Below are 18,283 nucleotides of genomic sequence, written 5' to 3' on the forward strand. Positions count from 1 at the left end.
GGGTCTGCCGGGGTAGGGGGAGCCCATGCGCTGTGACCGATTGGTGACATACAGACAAGCAACGACATGTTGTCAACCAGCGGAGATACGCTTGGGGTCCTCCGCTCCCCGGGCCGACACGGGAGGCGCCGACTGCCGAGGCTGCGATGAGTGCTGAGAACCGTTTGCCCAGCACCCGCCGCCCCGATCAGGACGTCCACGACCTCGCCGAGCATCTCCGGCTGGCCCTGGACGCGGCCGGCCTCGGCACGTTCCGGTGGGACCGCGCCACCGGAACGGTGGTCTGGGACGAGCGCATGGAGGAGCTTTTCGGCTTCGAGCCGGGGACCTTCGACGGCACCTTCGAGTCCTACGTCGGCGCCCTCCACCCGGACGACCGGCCCGTCACGCTGGCGGCGGTGGACGAGGCCATGCGCACCGGGGAGGGCTACCGGGTGGAGCACCGCGTCGTGCTCGCCGACGGCACCGAGCGGTGGATCGCCGGCGCCGGTCGGCCGACCTTCGGCCCCGACGGGACCGTCACCGGGGCCATCGGCTGCAGTCGGGACAACACGCCGGTTGCCGAGCGCCGCCTCGAACAGGAGGCGGCTGCCGCCCAGGAACGGGTCCATCGGGAGCGTCTCGAGCTGCTGGCCGGCGTGAACGAGGCCATCGGCCTCGCCGCCACGACCCAGGAGATCATGGCGGGCGTCGTACGGGCGGTCGTGCCGCGCCTGGCCGACTGGTGCTCGATCCACGTGCTGACCGACGCGACCGCCAAGGTGCCCGAGGTCGCGACCCACCACGTGGACCCCGACATGGTGGCCTTCGCCCAGGATCTGGCCGACCGCTATCCGTACGACCCGGACGCCGAGGTCGGCGTGCCGGCCGTCATCCGGACCGGCGCGCCGCAGTTCTTCCCCGACATCGACGATGAGGTCCTCGACACGTTCGACGCGAGCGACGACGAACGCCGCCTCGTCGCTCAGCTCGCCCTGCGCAGCGCGCTCGGGGTGCCGCTGGTCAAGCGGGGCCGGGTGATCGGCGCGCTGCAGTTCGTCATGACGGGTTCCCGGCGCCGCTACACGCAGGACGATCTCGCGCTCGCCGAGGCCCTGGCCAGCCGGGTGGCCTCTGCCATCGAGAACCGCCGGCTGGCCGAGCAGCAGCACGTGATCGCGACGACGCTCCAGCAGAGCCTGCTGCCCGACCGTCTACCGGACATCCCCGGCATCGATGCGGCCGTGCGCTATTGGGCGGTGGGTGAGGGGACCGAGGTCGGGGGCGACTTCTACGACCTGTTCCCCACCAGCGAGGAGGGTTGGGGGGCGGTCGTGGGCGACGTGTGCGGCACCGGCCCGACCGCCGCGGCGGTCACGAGCATGGCCCGCCACAGCATCCGGCAGTCGGCGTGGCGGGGCGACGACCCGGGCGCCATCTTCGGGTGGCTCAACCGGGCCATGCACGAGGCGGGCACCGACGGGTTCCTCACCGCCGCCTACCTGGGGGTGCGCCGCACCGACGGGGGCTTCTCGGTCGAGGTGGCGTCCGCCGGTCACCCGCTGCCCGTCCTCGTGCGAGCCGACGGCGAGGCGTCGTTCGTGGGTGAACCGGGCACCCTCGTCGGGGTGTTCGAGAAGGTGCGCATCAACCCGGTCCCCCTCGAGCTGGCCCCCGGGGACACCCTCGTGCTCTACACCGACGGGGTGTCCGACGTGGCCCCGCCCCACGACCTCGCGGAGTCCGAGGTGCTCGACCTCGTGGCGGCGAGCGCCCGCGGCGCCGCCGGCGCCCAGGACATCGCCGACCAGATCCACCTGGCCCTGGCCGGGATCCTGCCCTTGGAACAGCGCGAGGACGACATCGCCCTCCTCGTGCTCCGGGTGTCGCCGTCGCCTGAGTAGGCGACGCTCAGTCAGTGAGGCCGAAGCGGTCCAGGCCGTAGGCGGCGATGGCGTTGGTGCGCAGCACCTTGCGGCACTCGTCGGCGTCCATGCCCGCGGCCACGAAGAGCTCGTGGGCCACCTTGCGGGAGTGCGGGAAGGTGCCGTCGGAGTGCGGGTAGTCGGTCTCGAACAGGATCATGTCGACGCCGACGTCGTCACGGCACTTGAGCCCGTGCAGGTCGTCGAACACGCAGCCGTAGACCCGGCCCTTCACCTGCTCGCTGGGCAGGACCGGCCCGCCCACGCCGCCGCGGCCGTCGGCCCAGACCGCGTCCATGCGCTCGAGCTGGAACGGCATCCAACCCACCTGGCTCTCGGCGTACGCGATCTTGAGGTCGCTGAAGCGCTCGAGGGTGCCGGAGAAGACCCAGTCGGCCAGCGAGCCCTGGGCGTTCTGGGCGTAGAGGGACATGGAGGTGGCGAGGGGGGCGTCCGGTGAGGTGGACGGCATCGACGAGGACGAGCCGATGTGCATCGACACGGTGGTGTCGGTGTCCTCGGCGGCGGCCCACAGGACGTCCCACTCGCCGGTGTACATGGAGGGGACCCCGAGCTTGGACGGGTTCTCGCTGAAGGCGATGGCGTGGCTGCCCTTGGCGGCGCAGCGGCGGAGCTCGTCCGCGGCGAGCTGCGGGTCCCACAGGGGGACGAGGGTGAGCGGGATGAGGCGACCCTTGCCGGCACCGCCGCACCACTCGTCGATCATCCAGTCGTTGTAGATGCGCAGGCAGGCGAGGGCGAGGTCCTTGTCCTCGCGCTCGAGGAAGCCCTGGCCGGCGAAGCGGGGGAAGATGTTCGGGTAGTTGATGGCGGCCTCGACGTGGTTGAGGTCCATGTCGGCCAGCCGCTCGGTCTGGTCGTAGGTGCCGGGGCGGAAGTCGTCGTAGGTGGCGGGGACGTTGCGCTGCTCGTCGCGGGGCATGCCGGCGGGCGCATGGAGCAGGCCGGTGGGGGTCACCAGGTCGTCGAAGAGCCAGAGGTCGCACCAGTCGCCGTCGGGGACGTCGCGGGAGAACCCGTAGTGGCCACCCACGAACTCGAGCTTGACCCGCTCGGTGACCACCTTCGGGCCCCGGTCGCGCATCGACGCGGGCAGCTCGCGCTGCCAGAGGTCCTTGGGCTCCATCACGTGGTCGTCGACGGAGATGATGAGCGGGAGGTCGGCCTCGGCGGGGGTGGGAACGTCACCGGTCATGGGGTTCATCCTTGCTCAGGTTTGGCGCTGAAGACCGCACGCAGGTCCTCGAGACCGGCGGGCAGCTCGATGGGCGGGTCGGGCAGGACGGTGACGCCGTGCTCGGCGAGCACCGCGGCGAGGGCCTCGGGCTCGTCGCTCCACGAGCGGGGGTCGCCCAGCATCACCTCGTAGAGCTCGACGCCGTCGGGGCCGGCCACGAAGGGGCCGAAGGAGGCCCCGAGGGGCAGCTCGAGGTGGTCGCCGGGACCCAGCTCGACGCCGTCGCAGCTGAACGAGCCGGCCAGCACCTGCAGGGTGTGCGGGCTGTGGTGGCCGTGGCGGCGCACGATCATGCCGGGATCCCATCGGGCCTGCAGGGCCAGGTACAGCGGGTCGACCGAGAAGGCCACCCACCGCTCCCAGACGTGGGACTCGGAGCCGTCCGCGTTGCGTTGGCTGCGCACGGCGAACCAGGGGAGCGTCTCGTCGTCGTGGCGCACGAGGCGGTGCTCGAGGCCCGGGACCCGCGGTGACGGGGGAGCGCCCATTGCGGCAACCTACCCGCGCCGCAGGCAGGCGCCGTCCGGCGAGGCGCGACCGCCGCTAGGAAGTCGCCGCCGGCGCCACCAGCGCCGGCTTCGCACCGCGGTGGTTCGCCTTCGGCGCCGTGCTGTAGACCGCCATCGCGCAGTCGACGATGGTCTGGCGCACGGCGGGATCGTCGAAGTCGACGATCCCGGGCGGCGTGTAGACCGGCCGCAGCATGGCCCCGAGGGCGCAGAACGCCCGGGTGGCCGCCTGCGGGTCGTCCTGGTTCACGGTGGCGAGACGGGCGAAGCGAGCGCCGCGCTGGTCGATCTGGTGCCCGGCGTCCATGCGATGGCGGATGCTGGCGTCGAAGGCGGCGATGGCCGCCGCGTCCGGGTGGTCGCAGATGATGTCGACGAGCTCGACCAGGAAGGGGCGGCGGGTGCGGGGCGTGAGCCGTCCGGCGGCCTCCCGACGATCGAGCAGCCCGTCCATCGCCGCGACGAGGGGGATCAGCACCTCGGCGAGGAGGGCCTCCTTGGACTCGAAGTGGTGCAGCACCGCGGAGCGGGTGATGCCGAGCTCCTCGGCGATCTCGCCGAGGGTGGCGGTCTCGTAGCCCTTGTTGCGGAAGACCCGCGCCGCGGTGTCGATGATGGCGCGGCGTGTCTCCGCCCCGGAACGGTCAGGGGATGCGGGCAAGGTCGGCCTCCCAGGCTGGTTGCATTCGTCGGTGTCCTGCCCGCCAGGGCCTCAGTGTGACAGGTGTGTATCGACCGGTCGGCGGACCGACTGACCCCCAAACCAGGGGGCGGCCTGGGTCGAAAGGCCCAACCAGGCGCCGATTGCAGCACCTCGCTGACCCGGAAGTCAGTGCAACCAATGGGTCCACTGACTCATTGGTCAGCGATTGGCTCATTTGCACCAGTCCCCGGGCCGATTGGTTACACGCCGGCACCCGTCGGCGCCCCTGACTCCCTCGAAGGAAGGTCCAGCACGATGCGAGTTCGCACCCGCAACAAGGTGGCCGCCCTGGTCATCGCACTCACGGTGATGTTGACCGCGGGCCTGGCGGTCGCCCTTTGGACGGCCAACGGCACGGGTAGCGGCAACGCACGCGCCCTCACCGCCCAGACGATCACCGTCAACGCCACGACCGGGACGGCCGACCTGTACCCCGGCTTCAACGACGGTGACGTCCACTTCACGCTCACCAACACCAACCCCTACGACGTGACCTTCGACTCCATGACGCCGGGTGCCATCACCTCGTCGAACCCTGGGGCCTGCCCCTCGACCAACGTGACGGCCTCCTCGGCGACCGGTCTGTCGCTCTCGGTCGGCGCCAACGCCACCAGCAGTGCGCAGTCCATCGCCAACGTCGTCTCGATGGACTCCGGCGCTCCCGACGGTTGCCAGGGCGTGACGTTCTCCATCGCCCTGACCCTCACGGGCTCGCAGGACTGATCTGAGCTCGGCCGGAGCGGCATCCCCCGCTCCGGTCCCGCTCGGCTGACGCCTTCCATGGGCACGTACGGACGCCGCCACCGATCGCCGCTCTCCGGAGCGGTCTCGGTGGCGGCGTTCGCCGTTCCCGGCGCCCGCCGCGGCGTCGGTCGACCCTGAGAGCACCCCGTGTTCACCGATCCGCTCGTCTCGCTGCTCTCGCCCGCCGGCGACCAGGAACCGCCCCGGGCACGGCACCGGCGGGCCCGCGCGGCGAGGCGATCGACTCGCCGCCAGCGTCGAGTCGGGCGGGCGGTCGCCGTCGTCGTCCTGGCGTGGCTGATGGCCATGGCGACGGTCCCGCAGCAGTCCTGGGCGCAGTGGGTGGCCGACGCCAGCGGCAGCGGCCGCGTCGACGCCGACACCCTCCCCGCAGGGGACATCCCCTTCGCAGTGGCGACGGGCCGGGATGTCACGGTCAGCTGGGACCAGGCCACGCTGACCAGCGGGGCCCCCGTCCAGGGATACCGGCTCCAGCGCTACCCCTCCACCGGCACGACGCCGGCCACGATGACCACCACCTGCACGACGATGATCACCGCGCTCAGCTGCGTCGAGACCAGCGTCCCCCCCGGGATCTGGCGCTACACGATCACTCCCCTCCAGGCCGGCTGGAACGGCGAGGAGAGCCCGTTCGGCGCGCCGGTGACCGTCGGCGACCCGTCGCTCACGTTCTCCTCGTCGACCACCATCCCCATCGCGAGCCTGCCGGTCGTCCTGAACGGGACGCTCGGCAACTTCCTCGCGAACGAGCCGATCACCTACCGCCTCGACAGCCCGAGCGGCACCGTGCTCTCGGGCGCCCCCGCCACTGCCGGGTCGGGCGGGAACGGCTCGATCGCGGTGACCGTCCCCGCGGGCACGAACGACTCCCCCCACAGCGTGTTCGTGGTCGGCTCGGGCGGCAGCGTGGCAAGCGCCGCGATCACCATCGTCGATCCGCCGACGTTGTCGACGCTCCAGATGTTCGACGGGAACAAGAACGGCAAGGTCGACCAGGTGGTGGCCACCTTCTCGGAGACCCTGGCCACGCCGTACACCGCCGGTACGACGGGCTGGACCGTCGCCAACGCCCCGTCCGGCGCCACGCTCTCGTCGGTGTCGGTGGCGGGCAACGCCGCCACCCTGACCCTGGCCGAAGGGCCAGGGGCAGCCAGCACGTCCGTCGGCTCCTTCACGGTGGCGCTGGCCGCGACGAGCGGCGGCGTCCGTGACGCCAACGGGCATCGCTCGTCCTTCAGCGCCACCGCGCCGGCCGACCGGGCCGCGCCCGCGCCGGTCAACAGCCCGATCATGCAGGACGCCGACGTCGACGGCCGGGTGGACCGGGTGGCGCTGACCTGGTCCGAGCCGATCGCCGCCTACTCGGCCGGCAACACGCCGTGGACCCTGGTCGACATCCCGTCGGCGGGCAGCCTCTCGTCGGTGACGGCCACGACAGGCTCGACCGCGACCACCCTGAACCTCACCGAGGGCGCCGGCGCGGTCAACACCGCGGTCGGCTCGTTCACCTTGGGCCTGGCCCCCTCGGCGACCGGCATCCGTGACACGGCCGGCAACCTGACGTCGTTCTCGGCTCGCACGCCGCTCGACGGTGCCCGCCCCGTGCGGGTCTCGCAGCGGGGCTTCGACGCGAACGCCAACGGCAAGTTCGACCGGGTCGACGTGGTCTTCAGCGAGCCGCTCGGCGCCTACTCGCCGAGCACCGTGCCATGGACCATGGTGAGTGCCCCGACCGGCACCGGCATCGGATCGGTCTCGGTCGGGGGCTCGACCGCCACGCTGAACCTGAACGAGGGCACCACCTTCACCACCGCGGTCGGGTCGTGGACCATCGCGCTCGCGGCCAATGCCGCCGGCGCCGTCGACCCCTCGGGCAACCAGGCCAGCTACACGGCGACGGCCGTCACCGACGCCGCCGCACCCGCGGTGGTGACCATGACGATGCTCGACGCCGCCGGCAACAACGGCATCGTGGACCGCGTCAACGTCGTGTTCTCGGAGACCCTGTCGGCCTACAGCGCCGGTACCACCCCGTGGACGTTGGTCGGCGTCCCCTCCGGGAGCGTGCTCACCGGAGCCTCCCGCAGCGGCTCGACCATGCGGCTGACGCTCGGCAGCCCGAACGGCCCGGCCGACACCGCAGTCGGCGCGTTCACCGTCGCACTGGCGCCGGCGGCCACCGGTGTGCGCGACGCCGCCGGCAACCAGAGCTCGTTCGCGGCCCGGGCGCCCGCCGACGGCGCCCGGCCGGTTCCCGTGGGGCTCTCCGGAACCGGTGGGTCGATCGTCGGTCGCATCCAGCCGGGCGACACGCTCTCCGTGCTGATGAGCGAGGCCCTCGGCGCGGCGGTCACCCCGGCGGCGTCGACCACGGTGACGATGACCGACCCCAACGGCGGCGGCTCGGACACGATCACGATTGCCGGGCTCTTCAACGGGGCCCGCTCGACCGGCTCGAACAACTACCTCTCGACGAACAACTCCTCGGCGTCGTTCGCGGCGTCGCCCCTGGCGCTCAGCGGAGACCGCAAGACCCTCACCGTCACGGTCGGCCCGACGTGTGCGGGCACCGGCTGCGCCGGCATCGCCACGAACGGGACAGCAGCGAGCGTCTCTGCCTTGCTCGCCCCCACCCTGCTCGACGCCGCCGGCCTCGCCCCGACGACGACCGCCCGCAACATCTCCTACCGCCTGTTCTAGGCGGCGGGCGGTCCGCCGGCGGTGGCGCGGCCGTCCTCAGGACCCGCGCGCTCGCCCGATCTGGGTCGGTCGGCTCCTTCAACTCCGACCGGGACCGAGCCATGGCTCCCGGTCCTGTCGGACCGTCTCAGGCCTCTTGTCCTTTGACTCGCAGGTAGTCGTTCCGGAGCTCGGTGAGCCCGCGACCGGCGGCGCCGTTGGCCACCCTTTCGCCCTCCATCACCACGGCGCGCAGCCCCTCGGCCGCCTGTTCGAGTGAGATGCCTCGCTTGATGGACGTACGAGTCAGCGCCCCATTCGACGTCATGAGCCAATGCTGCTCGATTGAGCGCCAACGCGTATCGCCCAAGGTGCCACCTGGTGGAGACGTGCGGTCGGGGATCCGGATGGGGCGACCGTCGGCCCACCTGGGCGTACAGGAGGGCTCTGGGGCGATCCCGTGACCACCACCGGCGCAGTGAGTGTGAAATAACTGAAAAACCATTGGTATCAGTTGAAACATCATATGTCGCCGGATATCATCGAACACATGTTCCGGATCCTTCGAGCCATCAAGGCGCACCTCGCCGCCGTGGCCCGCACCCTCGATCCGGACACCCTCACGGTCGACCAGGCCGCTCGGGCCATCGAGCTGCTGGCGGCCATCGAGAAGGCGGCCGCCGGGCTGCGCCTCCTGCTCGCCCGGCGGGTCGACAACGCCTCGCTGTTCGGCCAGTCCGGTGAGCGCTCCGCCGCCGAGTGGCTGGCCAAGCAGACCGGCCAGTCCACGCGCGATGCCGAGGCCGACCTCGCATGCTCGAAGCGGTTGCGCGAGCTGCCCGACGCACAAGACGCCGTTCGCAACGGCGAGCTGTCGTCCGATCAGGCCAAGGCCGTGGCCGATGGCGCCGCCGCGGATCCCTCGGCCGAACAAGAGCTGCTCGACACCGCCCGTCAAGGGTCGCTCGGTGAGCTGTCCCGCCAGTCGAAGTCCCGCAAGGCCGCCGCGCTCGGCGACGACGAGGCCCGCCGCAAGGCCGCCCATCGCAACCGTTCGTTCCGCACCGGCACGTCGGCCACCGGTGAAGGGTGGGGCCGCTTCACCGGGCCGGCCGAGTTCGTCGTGCGCCTCCAAGCCCACCTCAAGCCCTACTTGGACGCCGAGTTCGCCCGGGCCCGCGCGGAAGGCCGCCGCGAACGGGCCGACGCCTACGCCTACGACGCCCTCGCAGCGCTCCTCGGGCTCGCCGACACACCCGCGGCGTCCGAAGGTGCCGGCGACGCCGCTGCGCCTGAGCCCGACCCGCCCATCAACCCCAACGGGACCGGGGGTGCGGCGCCCTCCGCGCCCTCCGCGCCTTCCGCGCCGACGCCAGCCCCTGCCCCTTCGCCGGCGGCCTCAGGCCAGAAGCCGGCCAAGGCGGGCCGCCCGCCGCAGGTGCGCCTCATCCTCCGGGCCGACATCAGCGCCGTGCGCCGCGGGGCCACCCAACCCGGTGAGCTGTGCGACGTCGCCGGCCTCGGCCCCATTCCCGTCGCCGACCTCCTCGAGTTCCTCCCCCAAGCCGCCATCGACCTCGTCGTGACCAACGGCGTCGACGCCTTCAACGTCACCCATTTCGGCCGCCAAGCGTCCGCCCGCCAACAGGTCGTGCTCGACCTCCTCAACATCGGCTGCAGCCGCCGCGGGTGCAACGCCACTGCGCACCTCCAGGTCGACCACCGCGTCGACTGGGCCAAGATCAAGGTCACCGAGCTCGCCAACCTCGACTGGCTCTGCCCGCACGACCACCGCCTCAAGACCTACGACGGCTGGCAGCTCGAACCCGGGACCGGCAAGCGCGCCCTGCTCCCGCCTGCCGAGCAGTGGTGGCAACCCGACCGCGACGGCGGTGTGCCCGAGGGCAGTGGACCGCCCGGTGACCCGCCCGAATCCCACGCCGCCTGAGCGCGGGCGGCGACGCGACCGAAGCGGGGTCTACGTCCCGATCGCGTGCCGGGCCTGAGCCGGCCGGTGTCCCGCTACCGCCTGGGAGCGACCCGAGCCGAGCCAGAATCGACCCGCGGGCCCGGTCGGGAGCGAACCGAGGAGCTCTCGCCGTCTGCGCCTGGCCGTCGGTACTGCCGAGCTCATCGAAGGCGTCTGCACCCCTCGCGATCACCCATGCGGCCGCGGTCTCGTGGCGTCTCGCTGGTGTTCGTGGCGACTGTCCCAGTGGCGCCGTGAGTCGCGGCTGTGCGTCGGGGGCTCAGTCGGCACGGGGCCGCCGCCCCGGCGCCGAGAAGGGGGGATGCCCGGCGCCGGGGGGCGAGGTGGGGTGATCAGGTGTCGGCGGCGAAGACGTCGATGGTGCCGTCGTCCTCGTTGGCCGAGACGAACAGGCCACGGGCCGGGATGGCGAGCAGGCCCTCGGGCCGGGCGCCGGTCGGCAGGATCTCCACGAAGAGGGGTGCCTCCTCGGGGCCGACCAGGCGGTAGACGGCCACGAAGTCGCCCCGCTCGGCGCCGATGAAGGCGAAGGTCCGGCCGCCGAAGCGGGCCACCTCGACCCCCTCGGGCTCGACGCCCTTGGCGTCCGAGCGGCTGTCCGGGTAGAGCCCGGCCAGGTTGGCCTTGCGCTCCAGGTTGGCGCCGCGCTCCCAGCGGACGCCGCCGCCACGACCGAACACCGTGAAGTTGCGTCCGCCCACGAATTGGCCAGGGGTGAGGTCGACGTCGTAGTCGCCCTCGTTCGCCGTGGTCAGCCGACCCAGTGGTGTCCAGGCGATGCCGTCCGGCTCGCGGCGGGCGTCGGTGAGGGTCTCGGTGAAGCTCACGGTGGCGTTGTCGGTCAGGTCGGCGGCGTGCGTGGTGGTACCGGCAGAGAAGTCGGCGACGATCGCGCCGCTCGACAGGCGCACGAGCACGATGTGGTTGTTCTCCTGGAGGGTCACCGCGGCGATGCCGGCCCGGATGTCGATGAACTCCGGCTCGGGGTCGGTGGGGAAGCGGTCGGCGATGCCGGTGAGGGCGACGTCACGGGTGGTCCACTCGTCCGGGTCGCCGACGAGGTCGACGATGGTGAGCAGGCCCGCAGGGTCCTGGGGCATGGCGCCGCCGTCGACGTCCTCGTTGCGCTCGTTCTCGATGGCGATGGCGGCGTAGCGGCCGCTCTTGTTCACGACCACGGCGTCGGGCTGGCCGCCGAGGGCGATCGAGTGCACGGCGGTGCGGGTGGCCACGTCGACCACGACGAGCTCGTTCGTGTTGGAGACGGCGACGAGCGCGAAGTCGCCGTCCGGGGTCACGGCCACCGAGGTGGGGGACCCGCCCATGGCGAGGGTGCCGAGCTCGGTCGGCAGCGCCGGGTCCGTGATGTCCACGAAGCCGATCTCGGCGGTCTCGGAGTCGGTGTAGACGAGCGTCCCGCCGTCGGGGGTGGCGGCGACGATCTCGGCCACCGCGCCCGAGACCGTGTAACGGGTCACCGGATCGAAGTCGACCACGGGGGCCCGGGCGCCCGCCCCGGCCGGGCTCGGGGCGGCGCCGATCACCAGCCCGGCGGCCAGGGCCACCGCGGTGATGGATGCGGATCGACGGACGGTGCTGCGCATGGACCCTCCTCAGGGCTGTCGGATGCGCGCAACCTAGGAAGGCCCGGTGACCGCCGACCCTGCGTGCGGTGGCCGCCCGGCGACGCTGCGGTGAACGTCTGCACGCTCGTCGCAGGTCGGCGACCGGCCCGCGGCTCACGCCCGGCCGAACCCGCCGCGAGGTCCCGACCGGCAGTCCGAGCCCACGGCCGAGTTGCCGGGGGCCGGGCGCGGGGGCGAGGCTGCCGACGTGGGCGACGAGCGAGTGGTCGAGGCGGTGCTGTTCGACTTCACCGGGGTGCTGACGGGGTCGCCGTGGGCGGCCATCGGGGGCATCGGGGACAAGGACGGGCTCAGTCACGACGAGGTGCTCGAGTTCATGCTCGGCCCCTACGACCGGGACACCGACCACCCGATGCACCAGCTCGAGCGTGGCGAGATCGAGCTGATGGCCTACGTCGCCGACGTGCAGGCCCGGGCCGACGCCGCTGGTCTCGCCCTCGACTTCGACCGGCTGCGCACGCTGATGGCCGATCTGCCGGTGTACGACCAGATCGTCGACCGCATCCGGGCCTTGCGAGCGGCCGGCTACCGAACCGCCCTCATCACCAACAACATCCGTGAGGCCGGCGAGCAGTGGCGTGCCAAGGTGCCGCTCGACGAGCTCTTCGATGTGGTGATCGACTCGTCCGCGGTCGGCCTGCGCAAGCCCAACCCCGCCATCTTCCACCTCGCCCTCGAGCAGCTCGGCGGGGTCGACCCCGCCCGCGCCGTCTTCCTCGACGACCACCCGGGCAACGTCGCCGGGGCGCAGGCCGCCGGCCTCCAGGCCCTCCTCGTCGACGACCCCGACGAGGCCCTCGCCGACCTCGACGCGCTGCTGGGGACCTGACGGCCGGCCTCCGCGCCGCCCGGACCCGAGGCGGCGCCGACACCGTGGCGACGGCCACCGATCCGCACCAGCGCCACACACAGGGCCCGCCCGCGGAACTTGACCGCCCGGTCAACAAGGTCCGACGCCGACCCCCTAAGCTGCGGGGAGATCGTTTCGCGCACGTCAGGGGGACGAGTGGCAGATCCGAAGCGGCCCCGGGCCGCGTTCACGCCGTGGGACCGCCGGGAGCTCCCGGGCGCCTTCACGGTCGAGGAGAGCGCCAAGCGCGTCGGCCACTACAAGTGGATCGAGATGCGCACGTTCGAGGTGCTGGGCGGCTGGGTCGCCACGGTGCCCGAGCTCGACGTGAAGCTCCGCCTCGGCACCCACACCTACCACCACGCCTGGCACGCCGAGCTCTGGCACAAGCGTCTGCCCGAGCTGCGGGAGATGAACCAGGAGCGCCTCAACGTGCCGCCCAACGACGAGCTCGTGGCCTTCGTGGACGCCATGACCGAGCCCGAGGCCCCCGAGCTGACCATCGAGAAGCTGGTGGGCGTCTACCGGGTGCTCATCCCCCACAAGATCGCGGCCTACACGTACCACCTCAACAACACGAGCACGATCACCGACGCGCCGACCGTTCGTTCGCTGAAGTTCGCCCTCGCCGACGAGTTCGAGGACTGGCGTGACGGCGAGATGCTCATCCAGTCGCTCATCGAGACCCCCGAGGAAGTGCAGCGGGCGGCCGATCGCCAGGCCGAGCTCGAGAAGCTGCTGCTGGCCGCCGGCGGCATCGCCGGGCCCGGCTCCATCGGGACCCCCGTCCTGGCCCCCATCGAGAACGAAAGCGAGCAGGTGCCCTCATGAGGAAGACACTCCCCGTCGAGGACCTGGCCCGCGACGAGCGCTTCGTCCGCGTGCCCCTCACGGATCGCATCAACGACCCGCGCTCCATCAAGAACACGGCCATGCGCACCCAGGCCAAGCTCACCCCCAAGCGCCCCGACGCGTCGGACGCGGCCCGGTCGCTGATGCACGGCATCTTCGTGGGCGAGATCCAGGCCCTCGAGGGCGCCGGCCGCACGTGCTGGGACTTCGAGACCGGCGACGGCCGGGACGAGGCGCCGTTCGCCCTCAAGCTGGACATGGCTCGTCAGTGCTGGGACGAGGCCCGTCACTGCGAGATCTCGGTGAAGCTCAGCGACTGGATGGGCACCGAGATCGGCGAGTTCTCGGAGGGCACCTTCCTCTACGAGGCGGCCTGCAACCCCGACCCGGTCCTGCGCCTCACCGGCGTGAACCGGGCCCTCGAGGGCCTCGCCATCGACGTGTTCAACACCATGCGCGACTTCGGCGACGCCGCCGGCGACCCCGTCCTCGAGTTCTGCGAGGACTGGATGCTCGCCGACGAGGTCACCCACGTGAAGATGGGATCCGACTGGCTGCGCCGCCTGACCGCCGACGACCCCGAGCGGCGCAAGAACGCGCTCGAGTTCCAGCGTGTGGTGGACAAGTTGTTCTCCCTCGGTGGCTTCCGGGGCGAGGACGACGAGAGCCCGGTCAAGCTGGCCCGGCGCTTCCGCGAGCTCGCCGGCTTCGAGGACGCCGAGATCGACGAGATCGCCGAAGACGCCCACGAGGCCCTGCGCGAGGCCCAGGCGCGCACCGAGGCGCTCGCGGCCGACGTCGCCGCGGGCTGAGCCCCCGCCGACCGCCGACCGCCGACACCGGAACCCCCCCCCCATGCCCGTCATCGTCACGCCCGACACCTTCTCCCTGGTCGGCTTCGACCGCGACGAGATCGCGGCCATCGCCGAGGACCTGCTCCCCAAGGTGGGCATCGACGCCGACGCCGACGTGCACCTCGACGTCAACGAGGGGTCGCCCCTCGGCTGGGCCGTCGTCACCTCGCTCGACCCCGTCACCCTGAACATCGAGAGCGGGGCCCTCGAGGATCCCAAGCGGCCCCGCCAGCTCTCGCCAGCCGGCGCCCAGAACGTGATCGGACGTCTGCTCCTCCAGGCGTCGGACCGCCTCGATCCGGCCTTCGGGGCGCCACCGCTGGACGAGCCCCTCGACCCAGCATTGGCCAACGCCTGGGAGACCTACAGCGCCGGCCGCCTCGACCAGCTCGGCTACCGCTACGCCGACCAGCGCCAGCGCCGCCTGTACCACTTCCGCAACCGCCACGGCTTCACCGACCGGGCCGACGCCGTGTTCGAGCGTCTCTGGTCCGGCGACGGCCTCACCTTCGCCGACCTTCGGGCCCTCTCCGACGAGGCCCTCGGCACCGCCAACCAGCCCTGAGCGGGGCCTGAACCGGTCCTGCTCCGGCGGCCGCTGCGCTCGACCGGGGGGTGCTCGCGTCCCGCCGGCCCCAGGGTTAGGGTGCGGCCGAGGGGGTCGGGGCGATCCGGGGAGCGCGCGTGCGGAGCAGGACGCGGGGTGGGCGAGCGTGGGCCTCCGGGGCGTCCCTCGCCGTGGTGGGCGTAGCGCTCGCGACGGCCGCCGCCCCCGGCAGTGCCCTCCCGGTGGGTCCGACACCGACCCCGACGGCGCCGGCCCCGTCGACGACGACCCTGCCGCCCTCGGAGGCCGACCGCACGCCCGGGGCGCCCCCGGGCCTCGTCCCGCCCGAACCCCAGGTGCACTACCTCCCGTACCGAGCGGACCAGCTCTGGACGATCCTCTCGAGCGAGGAGTCCGGTGTGCCGTCGCAGCCCATCCGCCTGATCGCCGCGGCCGCCGCACCCCGGTCCGGGACCCGCGTGGCCGTCGACCACTGGGAGGACGGCTACGACGTCGATCCCCTCGGGGCGCCGGGTCCGACCACCGAGGTCACGACCTTGGGCGCGGGCGGCGTCCTCGACCTCTCGGACACCGTCGACCTGGGCCTCATCGGTTCGCTCGATCCGGTGGGGGCCGGGCGGCCGTACCACGACGGCGGGGACAAGGTCGTGTCGTCACAGCCCGTCTCGGTGACCGCCGGCGGGTGGCCGGCCACCACCGGCGCGGTGCACGGCGGGTCCAGCGCGGTGCCCGACGTGGCTCACCAGGGAACCTCGTTCACCCTCCCGGTCGGGGAGGACGCCCCGTTCCCTTCGGGCACGCCCACCGCGTCGCCGTTCGAGTACACCGGCTTGGTGGTGGTGGCGACGCAGGACGCCACCACGGTCACGGTCGCGGGTGGCCCGGCCGTCACACTGGACGAGGGCGAGGCCCACCTCGTCGACGGTGGCCTGCACCTCGGTGACACCGTGATCACCAACCGACCCGTGGCGGTGTACCTCGCGGCGGGCGACGTCGACGCCGGCTACGAAGGGCGGCTGTTCGACCTCGCGCCGACCACCTCGTGGTCCGACCGCTACGTCACCCCCGTCACGTCCACCAACAACTCCAACGAGGTGGTGCGGGCGTTCCTCTACAACCCGTTGGGCAGCGCCCTGACGGTCACTGTCGAGCGGTCGAACGCCACCACCAGCACCGTGAGCATCCCGGCCCACGGCCAGAGCTCGTTCCTGCTGTCCAGCGATGTCGGCGCCCGCTTCTCCGCACCTGGCCGGCCCTTCACCGGCCTCCTCGTCATCACGACCCCCGAGGTGGCCAACGACTCGAGCGCCGCCTACAACTGGGGCGTCCCCCTCGTGCCCGAGGACGAGCTCACGTCGAGCGTGATCGTCCCCTCCGGCCCGGGGTCCGCCAACGGCACCGCCAACTACAACCCCGTGTGGTTCGCGGCGGCAGCGACCACGACCGTCTACGTGGACCGCGACGGGGACCCGAGCACCGGTGGGTCGGTCGCGCCGGGGGGCCGCCGCTACGACTTCTCCTGCCCGGCGACGGCGCTGGTGCCCCGGGTGGTGGCGGACGGGGGCGCGCCCGTCTGTTCCACGCCGAGCGCCTCCACGGGGACCAAGGGCACCGGCGACGCCGACATGACCGGCGCCCAGCTGTTCACCGTCGACGGCACCCGCCTCGTCGCCGCCTGGGGTCAGGTGCCCGGGCTCAACGCGCAGAACCCGGCGCTCGACCTCGGGGCCGCCCTGGCGCCGGTGCCCGAGCCGACCCCGACGGTGTCGGTGGAGAAGACGGTGTACCGCGGCCACGACAGCGGCGCCGGCTGCGACGACGGAGGCGAGGTCGTCGTCGGCGTCAGCGGGGACCAGGTCACCTTCTGCTTCCTCGTCACCAACACCGGCGAGGTGGCGGTCGGGCCGGTGTCGGTCGCCGATCCCGACCTCGGGGTGGACGAGGCGGACCTCGATCTCCCGCTGGCCGGTGACCTCGCCCGCCTCGAGCCGGGCGACTCCGTCGGCCTCTCCTACGAGGCCACGGTCGGCGGCGACGTGGTCAACACCGTCTACGTGACGGCGCCGGCCCTGTCGCCCACCGGACCGCCGCTCCCCGTCGCCGAGGCCGAGGCGAGCGACTCGGCCGTGGTCGACGAGGTCGCACCCGACCTGTGGCTGACGACCGAGGTGTACGCCGGCCACGACGGGGGAGCGACCTGCGGGGTCGGGGGACCCTCGCTCACCACCGTGGTCGACGCCCCCGTGACCTGGTGCTTCCACGTCACCAATGCCGGCGACACCCGGCTCGCGGACGTGACCCTGGACGACCCGGCACTGGGCGTCACCGAGGCCGACCTCGTCGCCCTCTCCGGCAGCCTCGACGGGCTGGATCCGGGGGAGACCACAACCCTCTACCTCGAGTCGAGGGTCACGGGTGCTGTGGTGAGCAGCACCACCGCGCGGGCCGTACCCGCCGATCCCGTGGGCGAGCCCCTGCCGGGCCTCGACCCGGTGGAGGCACAGGCATCGGCGTCGGTGAGCGTCGTGGGCCCCGCCCTCACCCTGCTCACCGAGGCCCTCGATCCCTTCACCGGCAGCAATCTCGATGCCGACGACGTGGTGGGCAGCCCCGGGACGAACGATGGGGTGCCGGTGGTGCTGGCGGTGGGCGCGACCACGACGGCCCGCTTCACCGTGGCCAACGCGGGCGACGTGGACATCAGTGAAGTAGAGGTCGAGGGTTCGGGGTGCGATGCGCCGCCGGCACTGGTGGCGGGCGATGTGGGCGTGCCGGGTGTGCTCGAGGTCGGAGAGGTGTGGGAGCTCACGTGCACGGTCACCGTCGGCGCCCAGGGCCTCGTGATCGACGGCGTGGCCCGGGGCGTCACCGCCTTCGGGCCGGTGCCGGGCTCGGAGGTGCACGAGACCGCCCTGCTCCAGGTGGCCGCCGTGGGCGTGCAGGTGCAGGTGCGCCACCCAGGGTCGGGGGACTACGTCGACACGGCGGTGGTCCCACCACGGGAGACCGCGAGCTTCCGCATCGTGGTCGCCAACACCGGCGAGGCCGCGCTCGGACAGGTCGCCGTCCACTCGGACACCGTGCCGGCGTGCGACCGCGTCCTCCCCGGCGTGCTGCCAGCGGGCGCGACCAGCCCGCCGATCGATTGCGTGAGCCCGCCCCTGGACAGCGACATCGTCAACGAGGTGGCGGTCTCGGCCTCCCCGGTGGGCGCCGGGGGCGAGGCGGTGGCGGAGCCCGTGCGAGCGAGCGCCACGGCGTCGGCCACCGTCGACAGCTCCACCACCACCACCAGCACGACGACCAGCACGACCACGACCAGCACGACCACGACCAGCACGACCTCCAGCACCTCGACGACGACGACGCCGGGGCCGACGACGTCGGTGACCCCGGCGCCGCCGGCGGTGGGGGCCGACGGCGCGGCCGCCGGAGACGGCCCGGGCGGCGGGCTGCTCGAGCGCCTGCCGGGCACCGGTGCCGGTCGCGTGGCCCCGCTCCTGGGGGCCGCGGCGCTGGCCATCGCCGCCGGTCTCGCCCTGCAGCGCCGCCTGCGCTGAGACGGCCCAACCCTCGACCACGGATCGAGGCGAGTCGAGGGTTCCCGCTCGCATAGGCCGACTGACCCAACGGTCAGTGGTTCCTCTGCGTCCCCCTCATCTCGGGGGGTGCCGTACCGAAAGATGCGGGACCTCTCACTCAGGA

Annotated in this window: 14 protein-coding genes; 9 read left to right on the top strand and 5 right to left on the bottom strand. The window is 72.5% G+C overall.

Annotated features, from left to right (window positions below; all coding sequences use genetic code 11):
- Positions 1 to 146: 146 nt before the first annotated feature.
- Positions 147 to 1,883 (top strand): SpoIIE family protein phosphatase, encoded by a 1,737-nt coding sequence (locus JNK12_08575; protein MBL8775971.1) that lies wholly within the window; start codon positions 147 to 149, stop codon positions 1,881 to 1,883.
- Positions 1,884 to 1,890: 7 nt separating this feature from the next.
- Here JNK12_08575 and JNK12_08580 read toward each other — a convergent pair whose 3' ends face one another.
- From JNK12_08580 to JNK12_08590, 3 genes are read right to left on the bottom strand one after another with little or no spacing between them, the layout of a single operon-like run.
- Entirely contained in the window at positions 1,891 to 3,120 is a 1,230-nt protein-coding gene (locus tag JNK12_08580; GenBank protein MBL8775972.1) for an amidohydrolase, read from the bottom strand.
- Between the two features lie 5 nt (positions 3,121 to 3,125).
- Positions 3,126 to 3,650: a hypothetical protein gene (locus JNK12_08585; protein ID MBL8775973.1), complete on the bottom strand. Its 525-nt coding sequence runs from the start codon at positions 3,648 to 3,650 to the stop codon at positions 3,126 to 3,128.
- A 55-nt stretch (positions 3,651 to 3,705) separates the two neighbouring features.
- Positions 3,706 to 4,332, bottom strand: a complete 627-nt coding sequence (locus JNK12_08590; GenBank protein ID MBL8775974.1) for a TetR/AcrR family transcriptional regulator — start codon at positions 4,330 to 4,332, stop codon at positions 3,706 to 3,708.
- A gap of 297 nt (positions 4,333 to 4,629) precedes the next feature.
- On the opposite strand from JNK12_08590, the gene JNK12_08595 reads away from it, so the two are divergent.
- Together JNK12_08595 and JNK12_08600 are read left to right on the top strand one after the other, a co-directional pair.
- Positions 4,630 to 5,097: a hypothetical protein gene (locus JNK12_08595; GenBank protein MBL8775975.1), complete on the top strand. Its 468-nt coding sequence runs from the start codon at positions 4,630 to 4,632 to the stop codon at positions 5,095 to 5,097.
- A 168-nt stretch (positions 5,098 to 5,265) separates the two neighbouring features.
- Complete coding sequence (locus tag JNK12_08600; GenBank protein ID MBL8775976.1) at positions 5,266 to 7,839, top strand: hypothetical protein; 2,574 nt, start codon at positions 5,266 to 5,268, stop codon at positions 7,837 to 7,839.
- 127 nt (positions 7,840 to 7,966) lie between these two features.
- On the opposite strand, the gene JNK12_08605 is transcribed toward JNK12_08600, so the two are convergent.
- A complete protein-coding gene (locus tag JNK12_08605) occupies positions 7,967 to 8,146 on the bottom strand; it encodes a hypothetical protein (protein ID MBL8775977.1) in 180 nt (59 codons plus the stop codon).
- Positions 8,147 to 8,368: 222 nt separating this feature from the next.
- On the opposite strand from JNK12_08605, the gene JNK12_08610 reads away from it, so the two are divergent.
- Positions 8,369 to 9,766, top strand: a complete 1,398-nt coding sequence (locus JNK12_08610) for an HNH endonuclease (GenBank protein ID MBL8775978.1) — start codon at positions 8,369 to 8,371, stop codon at positions 9,764 to 9,766.
- 374 nt (positions 9,767 to 10,140) lie between these two features.
- Here JNK12_08610 and JNK12_08615 read toward each other — a convergent pair whose 3' ends face one another.
- Positions 10,141 to 11,412 (bottom strand): hypothetical protein, encoded by a 1,272-nt coding sequence (locus JNK12_08615; protein ID MBL8775979.1) that lies wholly within the window; start codon positions 11,410 to 11,412, stop codon positions 10,141 to 10,143.
- A gap of 229 nt (positions 11,413 to 11,641) precedes the next feature.
- Between JNK12_08615 and JNK12_08620 the strand changes: the two genes are divergently transcribed.
- From JNK12_08620 to JNK12_08640, 5 genes are all read left to right on the top strand, one after another.
- Entirely contained in the window at positions 11,642 to 12,283 is a 642-nt protein-coding gene (locus tag JNK12_08620) for an HAD-IA family hydrolase (GenBank protein MBL8775980.1), read from the top strand.
- 177 nt (positions 12,284 to 12,460) lie between these two features.
- Entirely contained in the window at positions 12,461 to 13,135 is a 675-nt protein-coding gene (locus tag JNK12_08625; GenBank protein MBL8775981.1) for a hypothetical protein, read from the top strand.
- Complete coding sequence (locus JNK12_08630) at positions 13,132 to 13,968, top strand: DUF455 family protein (GenBank protein MBL8775982.1); 837 nt, start codon at positions 13,132 to 13,134, stop codon at positions 13,966 to 13,968. Before JNK12_08625 ends, JNK12_08630 begins: the two co-directional genes overlap by 4 nt.
- 43 nt (positions 13,969 to 14,011) lie before the next feature.
- Positions 14,012 to 14,575, top strand: coding sequence for a hypothetical protein (locus tag JNK12_08635; protein MBL8775983.1), 564 nt, complete (start codon positions 14,012 to 14,014; stop codon positions 14,573 to 14,575).
- Between the two features lie 176 nt (positions 14,576 to 14,751).
- Positions 14,752 to 18,138, top strand: a complete 3,387-nt coding sequence (locus JNK12_08640; protein ID MBL8775984.1) for an IgGFc-binding protein — start codon at positions 14,752 to 14,754, stop codon at positions 18,136 to 18,138.
- Positions 18,139 to 18,283 lie beyond the last annotated feature (145 nt).

The organism is Acidimicrobiales bacterium (assembly GCA_016794585.1).
Lineage (GTDB): Bacteria > Actinomycetota > Acidimicrobiia > Acidimicrobiales > DATDAH01 > JAEUJM01.